Raw genomic sequence first — 15,938 nt, 5'->3', positions numbered from 1 at the left:
ACTCACCGGCCGTCTTCGCCTCCAAGCGTGGAGCGCGTCGGCAGATGGTAGCGTAAACCGGGCGATTGGCAAGACCGACAGGCGGACCGAAGAGGCGCTCCGCCACGAACAGACGACCTGGCACTCTCTAGAGGAACTCAACTTATGAAACAGGCTGTATCCACTTTTGTTGCTCACCGCTGGCTGGCTGGCATTATGTTATCGCTGTTGTTCTCAACCGGTGCCCACGCCCAGGAGCCCGCCAAGAAAAAACGCACGCCGCGTATTCCAACCTTTCCGATCATTGAAATGGAAACTACCCTGGGCACGATCGTGCTCGAACTCAATGGCCGTCGCGCGCCCATCACGGTAAAGAACTTTGTCGAATATGTACGCAGCGGCCACTATAACGGCACCATTTTTCATCGCGTGATCGGCGACTTCATGGTCCAAGGCGGTGGCTATGATAGCGACTTCGCCGAAAAACCCACTAAGCCTGAAATTCCTAACGAATCGGGCAATGGTCTGCGTAACTACCGCGGCACGATCGCCATGGCGCGGCTCGGTCCGCCCCACACCGCTTCGTCCCAGTTCTTCATCAATCTTGTCGACAATCACAGCCTCGACCCAAGCGAAAAACGGTGGGGCTACACCGTGTTTGGTGAGGTCATCGAAGGATTGGATGTGCTCGACAAAATCGGCGCGGTTAAGACCGGCTCGAAGGGCAGTTTCCCATCCGACGTACCCCTTGAAACCGTGATGCTCAAATCGGCAAAACTGCGCAAGTAGCCCCTGTGGTTCAACCTGCCGTACACGGTTCGTTCTTGAACGCACGCCCGTCAATCAAGCACGCCAACCACTCCGGAGACGGTGCCGTTGCGCTGCTCAAACAAACTGAGGCGATCAGTAGCGCCGTCGGCCGAGATTTCTCGACTGACCCGCATACGGTGTTTTTATCCGATGTACACCTTGATCCCACACGACCAGAGATCACTGCACAGCTTTTCGATTTTCTCAACGCGCTTCCCTCCACCACCGAAAACCTTTATATCGTTGGCGATTTGTTCGAAGCCTGGATCGGAGATGATGCACCGGGGGAAACCGGCGACGCGATGATCGAAGTATTGCGCGGCGTGACTGCGCGCGGCATTGCCATTTTCTTTACACACGGTAATCGCGACTTTCTGATTGGCAGTGCGTTTGCCGACGCCTGCGGCCTCACGGTGCTGCCCGATGAAACGGTGATCAGCTGCTATGGAACACGCCTGCTGCTTATGCACGGTGACACACTCTGTACCGATGACACCGACTATCAAACGCTACGCGCCACGTTACGCAACCCCGATTTTCAGGCCAACCTCTTGGCCATGAGTGTGCCGCAGCGCCTGGACCTGGCCAAACAATTGCGTTCGGCCAGCGCGTCGGAAATGTCGAGCAAAAGCGAGGACATCATGGACGTCAACGCCGACGCCGTCCGTGATGCATTTGCTCGTCATGACGTGAAGATCCTATTGCACGGTCACACCCATCGACCTAGAGTGCACACAATCGAATACGAGCAGCAGACCCATCAGCGCATTGTGCTGGGCGATTGGTTCGAACACGGCAGCGTTCTGTACTGGTCAGCGCAAGGTGCCGAACTGCAGCGCCTACCTCGCTAACCCAACCGTTCCCCGCGCGATCAACGATGCCGAGCACGGGATCGATTCGCCCCTCATCGCGATGGTTTGCCAGACAGTGGGTTCGCGCTTGAGCCATTTGGGTGGACGCGCATTGCCGGCGGGCGTGGTCGATCCGATGCCGACACAAACGGGGAGGCGCTGTACGACAAAAATGGCCTATTCGTTGCGTGGTGGACCACTGTGAAACGCAAACACGTCGTCCGGCTCTGAAATAACATCGGCTTCTAGCGCACGAAAAAACGCAATGCGTGCATCGAGTTCGTCAGTTTGGCAAAGCGGCTCGGCGAGCGTGAGATACTCGCGAAAATGTCGCGCTTCCGACTCCATCAAGCCCAGGTAGAACTTTTTGAGCGGCGCGTCGAGGTTCGGTGCCACCCGCGCAAAGCGCTCGCAGCTGCGCGCCTCAATAAAGGCGCCAATAATGAGCTGATCGATGAGTCGCTGCGGTTCATGCGTTCGCACGGCTTTGAGCAGTCGGGCCGCGTACTTAGCCGCTGGCACCAGCACAAACTCGTGGCCACGCTGCTTGATGAGCTTTTGCACCTGTTCAAAATGACGCAGTTCTTCCCGCGCTAATCGCGACATGCGATAAACCAACGCGTCATTTTGCGGGTAGCGATAAAGCAGTTGCAGCGCCGTTGAGGCGGCCTTCTTCTCACAATTGCCATGATCCCAAAGCAATGCCGCTTCGTTTTCAAGCGCCCACGCCACCCATTCATCGGACGTCGGCACTGCCAAAAAGGCGTTGACCTCGGTCCCGCTGTCCTGCCGCAACGGTCGGGCGCTCATCGTATCGCCTCGGCGCTCTGAGCCGCTTCGTTGAGGTATCGCTCAACCGATGACAGCAGCTCGGGCATGCTAATTGGTTTGACCAAATAGCCATCGCACCCATAGTCGAAGGCTTGATCGCGATCATTGACACTCAAACTTGCGGTCAAGGCGATCACCGGCTTTTGATAGCCTTCGCTTCGCAGTGCCTTCGCGGCTGACAAGCCATCCATGACCGGCATATTGACGTCCATCAGCACCAAATCAGGCTGTTCACTCAACGCCACGTCGATCGCCTGCTGGCCATCATGCGCAAGCACTACGTCGTAGCCACCGCGCGCCAAAAACAAACTCAGTAGCTCCACCAAATCAGGATCGTCCTCCACGACCATCACCCGAGCATTGCCCCCTTGTGCACTGACACTGGGGTCAGCCGTCAACGCCTCAGGTTCTGAAATGGGCGCCAGTAGCTCCACGGTAAACGTGCTGCCGTGCCCTGGCTGCGATGCGAGTGCAACGGTGCCTTTGAGCAACTCAACCAAACGCGCCGTGATGTTCAGCCCAAGTCCTGTACCGCGCTTTGTGTCTTGGCCATTCACCCGATGAAACGCGTTGAAGATCAGTGCCTGCTGATCGGGTTCGATGCCGGGACCGGTATCGATAACCACACAAGTCAGACGATCGGATTGCCACGTGATCTCGAGCCGAATCGAACCCGTGTCGGTGAATTTGATCGCGTTGCCCACGAGGTTTACCAATATTTGCCGCACGCGAACTTCGTCCGTATACACCCATTTGGGCACATCGGGCGCCACAAACGCGGCAAAACCCAAAAACTTCTCTGCGGCAAGCGGTGCGAGCATCGCCGTGATGTCGTCCGTCACCTGACGTACATTCATTGCCGCCAGTCGAATCGCGACATTACCCTCTTCGATCCGAGCTTGGTCGAGAATGTTGTCGACCATCGACAACAAATGGTGTGCCGATCGTCGTATGGCGCTGGCGTGCGACATACTCATGTCGTCTGTCCCTGGGTCCGACAGCAATAGTTCGGTATAGCCAATAACCGATGTCAGCGGGGTACGAAACTCGTGTGACATGCTCGCAATAAACCGTGATTTAATGGCACTGGCATGATCAGCTTGGCGTTTCTTTTCCTCGAGGTCCGCACGGGCCTCCTCAAGCTCTTTAAGCAAACGAGTTTGTCGCTCGTTGAGCAAGCGCACTTCATTGGCCACCTGCTGCATGTCAGCGGTGCGTCGCTCGGCGGCATCGCAGGGCAACAACAACACAAAACGGTCGCTACCCTCGGTAAACACATGCAAATCGAAGGTCCCTGCACCGGGCAACCCGACAAACTCAAGCACGGCCACCTCATCGAGCGGCAATCCATGCAGTGCGGGAACGAGCTCGCGTGCGTCGGTATCGAGTGTCGTTGACACACCCATTCCTTGCCAATCTCCCCACGCCTCATGAACGCGATAGCGGTCATCGACCATGAGGCACAGCGCCTGACGTTGAATTCGATCGAGACGAAATAAGTAACGAGAAACAGCGGACGGTAGCGACACGATCAGTCCACAACCAACTCGGCCAAGCGCGTGAACGCCGCCTCGACATTCGCGCCGGTTTTAGCGCTCGTCACAAACGGCATGAAACCTTGTTCGTCGAGTTCAGCGACCATCTCGTCACTGATTTGCCACTCGTCCTCCAGGTCCGACTTATTGATCAACGTCACGCACGGTTGCTCACCGTAGCGTTCAAACGCCTCAGCACGCAGTTTTTTCGCCACATCCAGCGTGTGTTGTCGCGTGCCGTCAATCACCAAAATGAAGCCGTTTGATCCGCGCAGGTATGAAAACTCAACCGCCGAAAAACGATCGGTGCCGGCAATATCCCAAATCACAAGCTTAACCGGTTCGCTTCGATTGCTCAGTGACAGTTCTTTCGTATCGATCTTAACGCCCACAGTCGTGAGGTATTTTTCGGAAAACACGTTGTTGACACAACGCGCGACGGAACTGGTTTTACCAACAGCGAAATCGCCGATGATACATACTTTTTTTGTGAGCTCAGCCAAAGTGACGCCCCTGTTTTTTTATTGTGATGACATTTTGATGATGGCCCGGCGCTTGGCAGGATCAACCACTTCGGACTGAGGTACGGCAGAGGCCTCAATACGAAGCAACGCAGCATTCACGCCATACGCGATGAGCGCCTCTCGATAGACGCTCGCGCGCCGCGCCATCAACGACTCGTTGACACGCGGATCGCCACTCCCATCGACTTCGCCAATGACTCGCACAACAGGTTTGAGTCCCAGACCGATCGCCAGTTCCTCATACGAGCGCAGTCGTGTCGCGGTGCGATTGATCTGCGCCTCTTGATTAGGCACCAGCTGATCACCCGAGGAAAAAAACACCGCTCGATTATGCAGCGATGCCACCAGGCCGGCTAACGTGACCCGCTCTTCGAGTTTGAGCGCTTTTCGATTTACATCAGTGATGCCAGGCACCAGCGTTTTGACGGTTTGGAGTTTATCGTGCCACGCCTGCGGCGCCGAACCCGACACGACGGCGACCGCCTGCGTCACGCTCAGATCGACCGTCGGCGGCGGTTCCAGCGCCTGCTCAAGCGACTTGAGTAGTGAGGCATCATCTAAACGCAACTGCGTCGCGTCGACGTCCGTCACGCCGCCGAGCAATGGCGCAAGATTGATAAACCGCTCGCGAAATCCCGCCGCCGCACTGCCGTTCGCGGACAGTGTGCCGTCTTCAAACGTTAATGACACGCCCGCCGGCGGCTCGAGTGTGGACTGCGCACGCTGCTCGATTATCGCCGCTTCCAACGATTGAAAGGGCAGAAAGCTCGCCGTAAAGTGTTTGGGATCGATGCCCACTTGGCGCGCCAAATCAAGCGGCTGTGGCGCGAGCGGATCACGAAGCCCTTCAATCGCAATGGCGCGATGACCGTCACGCGCCAACTCGGTCGTGAGAATACCGGGAGTGGCGCGCACAAGATCGGCCAGCGCGCGCATTTTTTGATTCACCGTCCAGGCGTTTGCTATCAAATAGCCCACCAACAGCAACACCCCGAGCGCCAGCAGTTTCGACTTCCAGCCGAACAGCGGACGAGTGGCCGCCGTCTCCTGTTTTTGCACCTGCAACAGTGTTTCAAGCTCCGCATCCAACCCGGCGATACTGCCGGCCTGTCCGTCGAACTCGGCAAGCGCCTCCGCGTGACGCAGATGCACGCGCTCGTTGGCGGCGTCGATATTGGTCAACAGCGACTGCGGTGGCCCGCCGCGCACAACACACGCCAACATGGCATGAGGCCCCTGCGAGACCAATACCGTGTACTCATCAATCGCCACACGCTGCAACCCGCCGCCGGTGCCTTTGCTAAACGAATCGCGTACAAAGTCCTGTATAGCGGTGAGCATGGCCGACACCGCGTCTTCGTCTTTGCTGTCAACGTCCCGATGGTGCAGGTAATGAATGAGGCGACCGGACTCGGGGTCGACCAGATACACTTCATCAACGCGGTAGACCACGCTCTTGAGAAACACGTACTCCGCAAGCGGCACGCCGGCACGTGCCGCGCGAATTCGGTTGCCAATCGATTTCTCTTCGATGGCCGTGTTGATGGTTTGCAGTGTGGATTTAATCGCTTCGCTGATGGCCTTACGAATCGCCGGCCCCATCACGGGAAACAAAGCATCGGCAAATTTTTTGGGTTCGCGTCGAATGGCTTCGCTGAGCGTGGACTCGAGTGGCTGGCTGAGTGCTTTACCCAGGCGCTCGTCTGTGTTGTAACTGCGGGTGACAGCATCGGGGAGAACGTCGGCGACATCCGCGGTTCGTGCTTCCGGTCGCTCTAGACGCCGCACCAAGGAATCCAGGGCTTTCTTTTCGTTACCGAAAAGGATGTTCTTTATTTTTTCAAGATCGTTCAAAGCGGCGACTCAGCGACTTCATCCTTTCTCGTCGGGTAAATCGAAATCGCGTTGAAGACGCATCGCCACCTCGGTAAACAAACTGGCAAGATCGGTCCTGGCTACTTTTTCATCGCCGAGTTTACGCGACTCATCACGTAGACTGCTCTCGATGGCGGCCTGATTATTGCGAATCGCTTCCAATAGCTCGGTCGCCTGTTCATGCATACGACCACGCATTTCCTGTGCTGCGGCACCGTGCACCTCATCAACGTCCGCGATGCGGTTTTCAAGTACTTTGCGCATGTCGGCCATACTGCCTGCAAGCTCGTCGGCCGCACTGGCCCGCTCTTTTACTTCGCCATTAAGCTTTTCCGTCAGAATGGTGAATTCGTTTTTGATGTAATGGTCGAGCTGATCAAGCCGCGAATTGATGTCCGTGCTGATGCGATTGATCTCTTTGGATATGTGGCCATCGAGCTGACGAAAGCGCGATTCATAGTCGCGCATTTGGCCGCCGAATAGTATGTCGCGTATCTTGTCGACATTTTCCTGACTCTCGTCGTGCTCAGCGGCACTCGATTGAGACGGTGAATTGGTTTTGGTGTCTTTGCTCATCACACTACCCGTTGCAGAATGATCGCCTGACAAGCATCACACCCATCAGGCTCGTTGGAATGGACTGTCGCCGAGTGTCCTCAGGCCTCGAGCGTATCGGTACGCTCCAGTCGATAGCCGTGTTGATAGATGGCGGATAGCTTCCAGCCGTTTTCCGCTTTGATGCCCAGTTTCTTGCGCAACCGGCTAATGTGCGTATCCACCGTGCGGGTATTGAGTTCCGCGCCGTGCATGCCCCAGATACTCTCAAGGATGTGGCTGCGCGACACGACCCGACCGGCATTTCGAAACATAAACACAGCGAGATCAAATTCGCGGTGCGTTAATTCAATGACATCGTCATTGAGCTCGATTTGCTTGCGTTTGAGGTCGATCACAAACGGCGCCGCATCCGGTAGCTCATCCTTGCCCGCGCCATCCCGCCCGCGGCGGATGACCGCCAGCACACGCGCGGCAAATTCACGCTGCCGGAGTGGCTTGGCCATGTAATCGTCGGCGCCCGCCCCGAGCGCAGCGACCACGTCGTCTTCGGTGTCTTTTGCCGTCACAAACAGCACCGGCGTGTAGTGGCGTGCACTTTCCCGCACACGCCGCATCACCTCTATGCCGTCCATCTCGGGCACGATCCAATCGAGCACCAACAAATCATAGCTATCTCTAAGCACTTCCCTTAGAAATACCCGGCTTGAGGAAAAATGGTTCACGCTGTGCCCGGCCGCCTGGAGCCAGGCGTTGACCAACTCTGCCTGATCCTGGTCGTCCTCGAGCAGTGCAATACGGAGCCGCGTGCGTTGTGAAGTGTTAGTCAACGTCTATCCACCCTGCGAAATTTGTGTGAAGAATCACTTAACCTCTTAAGTTTACAGACTTTTATAGTGATTTAGTACCGCCAATAAATCCTCGACCGAGGTGGGTCGTTCGGCGGGATCCTTGGCCATCAGAGAATGGATAAGTGGCTGATATTGTTTGTTTTTGTCGTTGATTTCGGGAATCGGTGCAAAGCGATGCTTATAGAGCATGGCCACGGGTGTGCCGGCCATAAACGGCTTACGACCGGTCAGCGCCTCAAATAACACCACTCCGAGACTGTAAAAATCGCTGCGCGCATCGATTTCTTCGCCCAATCCCTGTTCGGGACTCATGTAATAAGGGGTACCGTAGATTCGCCCCGGCAGCGTGATTTCCTGATCAAGCTGCACATGCTTGGCAAGACCGAAGTCGATCAGGCACGGCGTTCCGTCGTCGCGAAACAAAATGTTGCCCGGCTTTAGGTCACGATGGAGAATGCCCTGCGCGTGAATGACGCCCAGCGCGTCACCAATGTTGAGCGCGAGGTCGAGCGCGTCGCGCGGACGGAGTGCGCCGTCGCGCGCGATGCGCTGACGCAAACTTCCACCCCGGATGTACTCCATGGCAATAAATAAGCGGTGGTCGGCCACCCCCACATCGTGAATTCGGATCACATTGGGATGTGTCACCTCCGCAGCGGACTGAATCTCGATGAGAAAACGCTCGAATGTTTCGTCCTGATCGGCTAACTCAAACGCTCCGTCCAGCACTTTGAGCACGACGTCCTCACGACGTGACTCACTGTACGCCAGGTACACAACCGACCCCATGCCCATGGCAATTTTATCGATCAATCGATAGCCCTTGACCAACACGCCGGTCACCGGCTGTGTGCGCGCAGCGCCGGATGGTCGACGTGACGCCACCACGCGCGTCGCCCGCAGGCACTCTTTCACCGTGGTCACGAGACGTTCCGCGCTACTCGTCGCTTTTGGCAGATAGTCGTCGGCGCCGTATTTAATGGCCGCCACGGCGAGTCGTTCATCGCTATTATGGGTGACGAAAATAATGGCCGGTGCCCGCCGTTCAGCACGCAGTTCACGCAACAGCGTTAGGCCCGAACGTTGGTCGAACTCGTGATCCAGAAACACAATGTTTGCTTGTTGCACATCGTGCGACAAGGTGTCGCGGTAATGTGTCGACTTACGCGCTACTAAGGAGAGCTCGGGCCACAGCTGGCTGAGACGCTGCTCGACCGACGCCGAAAAAGCGGCATCGTCGTCCAGCACCAGCACCCGAAGCATGCCGGCATTGTTCATTGATGAGTTGGTCGGTGGAGCGTCATGCGAGAATGCCTCGCGCCCCAACCGAGTCAGGGACGCATTGTCGCTACAAATTCACCCAGCTCGCCCGCCAGACGTTCCAATGTCTCGGTATCGCTTGTCATCGCAGCGTGTTCAATTTGGCCACCCAGTTCGGTGATGCGCGGAAAGCCGTAGGCCGTGCCGGAGCCTCGCATATTATGCGCCAGTTTGCCGACTTCTTTGTAGTCTCGCCGACCCAGCAACACGGCCATCATCTCAACGTCCGATTCTCGACGTCGAATGTAATTAGGAAGCAAGGCCCTCACGGCCGGATCCAGCTCTTCAGTAGCCGGTGTTGCGGATTCAAGCATGTTGTCTATCCCAGGCGAAAATTGGTTGGCAAAGGCCATCCGTTGAACGTGGCGTTCCAAGTAGACGGTATCGGATGCGTCGACGCGCTCTGAGCAGCCGTCCACGTTTAGTATGCGGATCACATGATACCTGCACTGTGATCTTCGTCACAGAAGGTCAGGCCAACCCGCGGCTTTGATGCGGTGCGACGCTCGCCAAACCACCCGCCCAGACGTCCTGGTGTGCGACCTACATGGCCTCCAGCGCATTGCGACCGTCATCATCAAACAGACTTTTCTGCCGATTTGGCTTGTTCTTTACGGAATCCGCGCGCTGTTGCTCCAAGCGATTGAGATAGGCTGCCGTGACGTCGCCCGTCACATAATCACCTGAAAAACAGGACGTGTCGAATTGTTCAATATCGGCTTTGTCGTGACCTACCGCCTCGATGAGGTCTTCCAATTCCTGGTAAACCAGCCAGTCTGCGCCGATCAGTTGGGCGATGTCTTCGGTACTGCGGCCGTGCGCAATAAGCTCCTTTGTCGCGGGCATATCAATGCCATAGACATTGGGGTGCCGCACGGCCGGCGCAGCCGAGGCGAAATACACTTTGTTGGCCCCAGCCTCTCTGGCCATTTCGATTATCTGTTGCGAAGTGGTACCGCGTACGACTGAATCGTCCACCAGCAGCACATTCTTTTTGCGAAACTCGAGCTCGATCGCGTTGAGCTTTCGCCGAACGGATTTTTTCCGCAGAGTCTGGCCGGGCATGATGAAGGTGCGTCCGATGTAACGATTCTTCATAAACCCTTCGCGATTCTTGACGCCCAGATGGTGGGCCACCTGCATCGCCGCCGTACGCGAGGTATCCGGCACGGGAATCACAACATCGATATCGTGATTCGGAAACTCACGCAGAATTTTCTCGGCGAGCTTCTCGCCCATTCGAAGCCTGGCCTTGTACACCGAAATGTTGTCGATGATTGAATCGGGACGCGCAAAATACACGTATTCGAACATACAGGGATTGAGCTGCGCATTGGGTGCGCACATTTCACTGTGCACACGACCATTGAGATCGAGATAGACCGCTTCCCCCGGCGCGACATCCCGCACGAGTTCAAAACCAAGCGCATCCAGCGCCACGCTTTCGGACGCCAGCATATGTTCGCGACCATCGGGTGTTTCGCGCTTACCCAGCACCAGCGGACGGATGCCATAGGGATCGCGAAAGCCGACGATGCCTTGCCCCACTATGAGTGCCGTTACCGCATAGCCACCCCGGCAACGACGATGCACCGCTCGCACGGCGGTAAACACATCGTCCGCTGTGAGTGCCGCGCGATCGATTGACTGCAACTCGTGCGCAAACACGTTGAGGAGCGCTTCGGTATCTGAACCGGTGTTCAAATGCCGCCGATCTTCCCGAGCGAGCATGCTGCTCAATTCAGCGGCATTGGTCAGATTGCCGTTGTGCCCAAGACAGATTCCGTAGGGAGAATTCACGTAAAACGGCTGCGCCTCCAGCGAACTTGAACAACCCGCTGTGGGGTAGCGCACATGGCCGAGGCCATAGTTCCCGATCAACTCAAGCATATGATCTTGACGAAACACATCGCGCACCAGGCCGTTTGACTTACGCGCGTATAACTTGTTGCCATCACACGTCACGATGCCGGCGGCATCTTGGCCGCGATGTTGTAGCACCGTGAGCGCATCGTAAATGGCCAGATTAACGGGGCGGCGCCCGACGATTCCTACTACCCCACACATGCGCTTCTATTGCCTCAGTTCGATCCGTTATCGGAAGTGTCTGCATCCGGATTGTCTAGGGGCGGATCCGTCATGTCGTCGCCCACGGGCTCGATGCGGTTGTCGAGAAATTCATTGACGCTATCAGGGACCATCACCCTTAGTGTATCGCCCACGCGCTCAGCCATCGGAATGAGCTGCGATTGGGGCCACCACGGCTCGCGCTGAAAACCCATCAACTGACCAAGAATAACAAGCACACCCAAAATGACGGCGCCCCGCACCACACCGAACACCAAGCCCAGCATTCGATCAGTGCCGCTAAGACCCGACTTATCGATCGCTAGCGACACGAGTTGCCCAAGCAACCCCCCTAGAATCAACGCGATGACAAAAACGATGATGCGTGATGCCCATAGTTCGACGACCACCGATCCGAGTTTGCCTTGCAAATACGGCTCGACAAGACCGCTGAAGTTCATCGCTGCAAAGATCGCCACAATCCAAGTGACAATGGAAACAAGTTCAGGGAAAAAGCCGCGGAAAAAGCCTACGATCATCGACACCAGCAAGATGGCGATAATCAGATAGTCAATCGTGATCATGGCGTTATATCTCGTGTGTGGGTAATGCCGCGCATTCTATCAGCTTGTTGGAAAAGTCTCAGGTACGAATACGCGCAAACCCGACAAACACGGCTCATCAACGCCCAGATCCGCCCCCGCATGTCCCTCCTGAGACCGCGGGCGCGCAATACGTCTGCTCGAAGACCACCGAAAAGTCCTGTGCCCACTGCGCTTAACGGTGGCGTAGCACCCGCGCAGGTTGCCGATCCTCGCGTAAGGCTGCGGCGAGCAGCTCCGCCTCATCGCGCTCGGCGACCGGTCCCACGCGTACCCGATAGAGTGTGCGGCCACTCGAGTCGCTCTCGGTGATAAAGGCGCGATAGCTTTTGTCCTGGAGCTGAGCGGTCAAACGACGCGCGTTGGCCTCACTGGCAAAACTGCCCACCTGCACGGCCCACCCCGACTCAGCCACCGACGCGGTGGGTGTCGATGCCGGTGGCGGCGTCGCAGCCGGCTGACTGACACTGGGAGCGGGCGTAACCGGCTCAGAGACGGCCGGCTCGCGCGCGACGTCGACGGGTGGTGCGGGTGTCGACTCATCATCCGGTGGCATCGCCCGAGCGAATCGAGCCGGCACCGTCGCCTCAGCGCGGCGTTCCTCCTCTGCTCCCGACGTTTGAGCTGGCGTTGCCGTATCGGCACGGTCCGGCGCCGCCGGTCCGGCATCCACCGTTTCAACCGGCGCGGGTAAGCTCAATGGGGCTGGCGTATCGACATCGCGCACGCTACGGGTGTCGAGTGTGACGGGCGCACTGCGCGATTCGTTTCGCGGCGTCTCGAGTGAAATGCGTCGCGTCTCGTTACTGTTTCGCTCATCACTCCCGGGGAGCACCAACGGCGTTTCGTTCACCGCGGGCGGCGACACGTCCCCGTCGAGCAGCCAGGGAATCAGGATAACGCCCGCCATGATGAGCAGCGTTGCCCCAACGAGTCGTTCTTGTGTTGCGCGCTCCATTGAGCTTCCTCAATCCGAATATCCGAGCCAGGCCAGTGCGGGCCCCACTGTGTGAAACGAGCCGGTCACCACGACACAGTCTCGGGCGCCGGCCCTTGCCCGGGCCACCGCCATCGCCCCCGCGACGGAGTCAAAGCGTTCGACCGTGTGCGCACTCACCTGGTTCACTTTCGCCGCGAGTTCCTGTGCAGATAATGCGCGTGGCGAGTCAAGCGACGCCACACACCAATGTGTTGCGACGGACGCTAACGATTGGAGCACATCGTCAACCGGTTTGTCACCCAACATACCCACCACGACGATGCATTGCTTAGGCCGCGCTGATCGGTGCTCCCGCTCAAGCACACTGACCAGATGCTGAACCGATTCACGATTGTGAGCGACATCCAGCCACCACGTGGTGCGTCGACGAACACGCTGTAAGCGACCCGGGTGCGACCAATTTTCGAAGACCGGTTCAAGCGCAGAGGGAGCTGGCAGTGCGTTTAATGCCGTCATCGCCGTCAGCGCGCCGGCGAGATTGTTTAGCACCGCACCCAGCGGTGCGTCGAGCTCAGACCGCGACCGCTCGGTCAACGACGATTGACCCGGCAACGACAAACGACACGAGTAGGTCCATTGGCTAGCCTGTCGCTCCACCGCAAAATCGCGACCGATCTGAAAGAGCGTTGTGCCGATCGTGCGGGCGTGCTCCGCAATCGGGTTTGGCGCATCCGGATCGCTGCACACCGCTATTCGACCGGGCCTCATGATGCCGGCTTTCTCCGCGGCGATCGCATCACGTGTGTCACCTAACCAGTCTTGGTGATCCAAACCGATGGCGGTTATCACCGCCACATCGGCATCGACCACGTTCACCGCGTCGAGTCGACCTCCTAGACCCACTTCAAGCACCCAAAGGTCTAGATCCGCAGCGCGAAACAAGGCCAGAGCCGCCAGCGTGGTGAATTCGAAGTAAGTCAGAGGCACCTCGTTGCGAGCGGCCTCGACGGCAGCAAACGCCGCGACAATATCGGCATCGCCGGCATTCGATTCGTCAATGCAAATCCGTTCATTAAAATGAACAAGATGAGGCGACGTATACGCGCCTACGCGCCAACCGTTGGCTAGGGCGCAGCGCCGTATGCACTCGACGGTGCTGCCTTTGCCATTGGTTCCCGCCACGCTGATCACCGCCGGCACACGGGCCTTTGGCAAGCGGCGATACACCTCGGCCACGCGCTCCAGCCCAAGCTCAATCTCAGCCGGATGCATCGCTTCGATGCGGGTGAGCCAGTCGCTCAGTGTGCGCGCCGGAGGGGTCACAGAGTGGGATCGCCGTTCAGTGTCAGGCTTCGGCCGGTGTTTCGGGCGGAATTTCCATCGGCAGCCGCTGACCGAGTTTAGCCAGCAGACGACCGATCTCGTCTCGCATCTGGCGTCGATCCACAATCATGTCGAGCGCGCCGTGCTCGAGCAAAAATTCGCTGAGCTGAAATCCTTCTGGCAGCGTCTCACCAACCGTTTGCTTGATCACACGCGGACCGGCAAAACCGATCAAGGCAAATGGTTCAGCAATATTGATGTCGCCGAGCATGGCCAGGCTAGCCGACACGCCGCCTGTGGTGGGGTTGGTCATGACTGAAATGTAGGGCAAGCCCTGTTCACTCATTTGCGCGAGCCCAGCGCTGGTTTTTGCCATCTGCATGAGCGAATACAGACCTTCTTGCATACGAGCACCACCACTGGCCGAATAGCACACCAATGGACACTGCAGTTCGATGCAAAGCTGCGTAGCGCGCCAAAATTTTTCGCCCACCACCGATGCCATGGAACCGGCCATAAAATCGAACTCAAACGCACACGCAACGACCGGGCGATCGTGCAATTTGCCACGCAGCACGATCAGCGCGTCTTTCTCACCCGATTTTTTCTGCGCTTGATTGAGTCGATCTTTGTACTTTTTGCTGTCCTTAAACTTTAGGGGATCAAGCGACTGCAGATCGGTCGCCACTTCTTCATGCGCCCCCTCATCGAGAAACGCCTCCAGGCGGGTTCGCGCCGTGATCTTGCCATGATGGCCGCACTTGGGGCAGACATGCAGGTTGCGTTCAAGCTCCGCCCGATACAGCACCGCATCGCAGGCCGGGCACTTACTCCAAAGCCCCTCCGGCACCGACCGTTTGCGCTTGTCGGTCTGTATGCGCGACGGCATGATTTTCTTGAGCCAACTCATAACTGTGCCTCTTGTCTACGGCCCGGCGGATCGCACCGCGTACCCCCGAATGCCGCCATCATAAACCATTTGATCGCACACGATAACCGCGCAATCAGCGCGCCTCATGTCGCGAACGGTAAGGCACCGCCGCCGCGTTGCACGACGGGCAACCCATACTGCGCCGGGTAGTCCACACCCGTAAGGTAGAGACCATCTGCGGGTGCGGTGGGGCCTAAATGTCGTCGGTCGCGCGACTCGAGCACGCGCTGCAACCAAGGGGTGTCCGCCTCCAAACGGCCAATACGCAACAGCGCACCCGTCACGATGCGCACCATGTTTTGTAAGAATGCATTGGCTTCAATGTCAATCGCCACGAGATCATCATACCGACTCACGGCGATGTGGTGGACAACGCGCACGGGGGATCGCGCCTGACAGCCACTGGCCCGAAACGCGGCGAAATCATGCTCACCCAACAACACTTGTGCCGAATCGTGCATGCGCTCGACATCAATCGCACGCGGCTCAAAATGGACACGATGGCGCAATAACGCACTGCGGTGTTCGCGATTGAGAATCACATATCGATAACGCCTGGCTTTGGCACTGAATCGGGCGTGGAATGTCTCGTCAACGGGCTTAATCCATGACACGTTGACGTCTTTTGGCAGATTCGTGTTGATCCCTAGCAACCATTGCCTGTTTGTGCGCGATGCGTGGGAATCGAAGTGCGCGACCTGCGCGATGGCGTGTACGCCCGCGTCGGTCCGGCCTGCACATTGCGTCACAACGGAATGGTCCGCGACTCGACTCAACGCACGCTGTAACGCATCCTGCACGGTTTGTCCGTCGGGCTGCGTTTGCCAGCCGCTATACCGCGTGCCGTCATATTCAATCCCGATCGCCCATCGCATGGGGCCAGTCTAAGGCAGGACGCTCACTGATGGAACCGCCATTATTTGATCGATAGTTCGCTCGCTAAA

16 protein-coding genes are annotated in these 15,938 nt (G+C 57.4%); 2 read left to right on the top strand and 14 right to left on the bottom strand.

Going from position 1 to position 15,938, the window contains the following annotated elements; genetic code table 11:
• The first annotated feature begins 144 nt into the window (after positions 1-144).
• Positions 145-768 carry a peptidylprolyl isomerase gene (locus AAF465_01050; GenBank protein ID MEM7081314.1) on the top strand — a complete coding sequence of 208 codons (624 nt, stop codon included), beginning with the start codon at positions 145-147 and terminating at the stop codon, positions 766-768.
• A 5-nt stretch (positions 769-773) separates the two neighbouring features.
• Positions 774-1,640: a UDP-2,3-diacylglucosamine diphosphatase gene (locus tag AAF465_01045; protein ID MEM7081313.1), complete on the top strand. Its 867-nt coding sequence runs from the start codon at positions 774-776 to the stop codon at positions 1,638-1,640.
• 177 nt (positions 1,641-1,817) lie between these two features.
• On the opposite strand, the gene AAF465_01040 is transcribed toward AAF465_01045, so the two are convergent.
• The 14 genes from AAF465_01040 to truA form a co-directional block, all read right to left on the bottom strand.
• Positions 1,818-2,450, bottom strand: coding sequence for a tRNA-(ms[2]io[6]A)-hydroxylase (locus tag AAF465_01040; protein ID MEM7081312.1), 633 nt, complete (start codon positions 2,448-2,450; stop codon positions 1,818-1,820).
• A complete protein-coding gene (locus AAF465_01035; protein MEM7081311.1) occupies positions 2,447-4,000 on the bottom strand; it encodes a response regulator in 1,554 nt (517 codons plus the stop codon). Before AAF465_01035 ends, AAF465_01040 begins: the two co-directional genes overlap by 4 nt.
• Positions 4,001-4,002: 2 nt before the next feature.
• Entirely contained in the window at positions 4,003-4,509 is a 507-nt protein-coding gene (locus AAF465_01030) for a Rab family GTPase (GenBank protein MEM7081310.1), read from the bottom strand.
• Between the two features lie 18 nt (positions 4,510-4,527).
• Entirely contained in the window at positions 4,528-6,384 is a 1,857-nt protein-coding gene (locus AAF465_01025; GenBank protein ID MEM7081309.1) for a hypothetical protein, read from the bottom strand.
• 18 nt (positions 6,385-6,402) lie between these two features.
• The gene (locus AAF465_01020; protein ID MEM7081308.1) at positions 6,403-6,981 is read right to left on the bottom strand and encodes a hypothetical protein; all 579 of its coding nucleotides are present in this window, start codon (positions 6,979-6,981) and stop codon (positions 6,403-6,405) included.
• Between the two features lie 80 nt (positions 6,982-7,061).
• A complete protein-coding gene (locus AAF465_01015; protein ID MEM7081307.1) occupies positions 7,062-7,790 on the bottom strand; it encodes a response regulator transcription factor in 729 nt (242 codons plus the stop codon).
• A gap of 51 nt (positions 7,791-7,841) precedes the next feature.
• Positions 7,842-9,089, bottom strand: coding sequence for a protein kinase (locus tag AAF465_01010; GenBank protein MEM7081306.1), 1,248 nt, complete (start codon positions 9,087-9,089; stop codon positions 7,842-7,844).
• A 53-nt stretch (positions 9,090-9,142) separates the two neighbouring features.
• A complete protein-coding gene (locus AAF465_01005) occupies positions 9,143-9,445 on the bottom strand; it encodes an Hpt domain-containing protein (GenBank protein MEM7081305.1) in 303 nt (100 codons plus the stop codon).
• Between the two features lie 229 nt (positions 9,446-9,674).
• The gene (gene purF, locus AAF465_01000; protein MEM7081304.1) at positions 9,675-11,198 is read right to left on the bottom strand and encodes an amidophosphoribosyltransferase; all 1,524 of its coding nucleotides are present in this window, start codon (positions 11,196-11,198) and stop codon (positions 9,675-9,677) included.
• Positions 11,199-11,212: 14 nt separating this feature from the next.
• The gene (locus AAF465_00995) at positions 11,213-11,782 is read right to left on the bottom strand and encodes a CvpA family protein (GenBank protein MEM7081303.1); all 570 of its coding nucleotides are present in this window, start codon (positions 11,780-11,782) and stop codon (positions 11,213-11,215) included.
• A 193-nt stretch (positions 11,783-11,975) separates the two neighbouring features.
• Positions 11,976-12,758, bottom strand: a complete 783-nt coding sequence (locus tag AAF465_00990) for an SPOR domain-containing protein (protein MEM7081302.1) — start codon at positions 12,756-12,758, stop codon at positions 11,976-11,978.
• Positions 12,759-12,767: 9 nt separating this feature from the next.
• Positions 12,768-14,063 carry a Mur ligase family protein gene (locus tag AAF465_00985; GenBank protein ID MEM7081301.1) on the bottom strand — a complete coding sequence of 432 codons (1,296 nt, stop codon included), beginning with the start codon at positions 14,061-14,063 and terminating at the stop codon, positions 12,768-12,770.
• A gap of 22 nt (positions 14,064-14,085) precedes the next feature.
• Positions 14,086-14,973, bottom strand: a complete 888-nt coding sequence (gene accD / locus AAF465_00980; GenBank protein MEM7081300.1) for an acetyl-CoA carboxylase, carboxyltransferase subunit beta — start codon at positions 14,971-14,973, stop codon at positions 14,086-14,088.
• A 104-nt stretch (positions 14,974-15,077) separates the two neighbouring features.
• Entirely contained in the window at positions 15,078-15,869 is a 792-nt protein-coding gene (gene truA, locus AAF465_00975) for a tRNA pseudouridine(38-40) synthase TruA (GenBank protein MEM7081299.1), read from the bottom strand.
• Positions 15,870-15,938: the final 69 nt, after the last annotated feature.

The organism is Pseudomonadota bacterium, from assembly GCA_039028935.1.
Taxonomy (GTDB): Bacteria; Pseudomonadota; Gammaproteobacteria; order Steroidobacterales; family SZUA-146; genus SZUA-146.
This window is presented reverse-complemented; position numbering and strand designations above follow the sequence as displayed.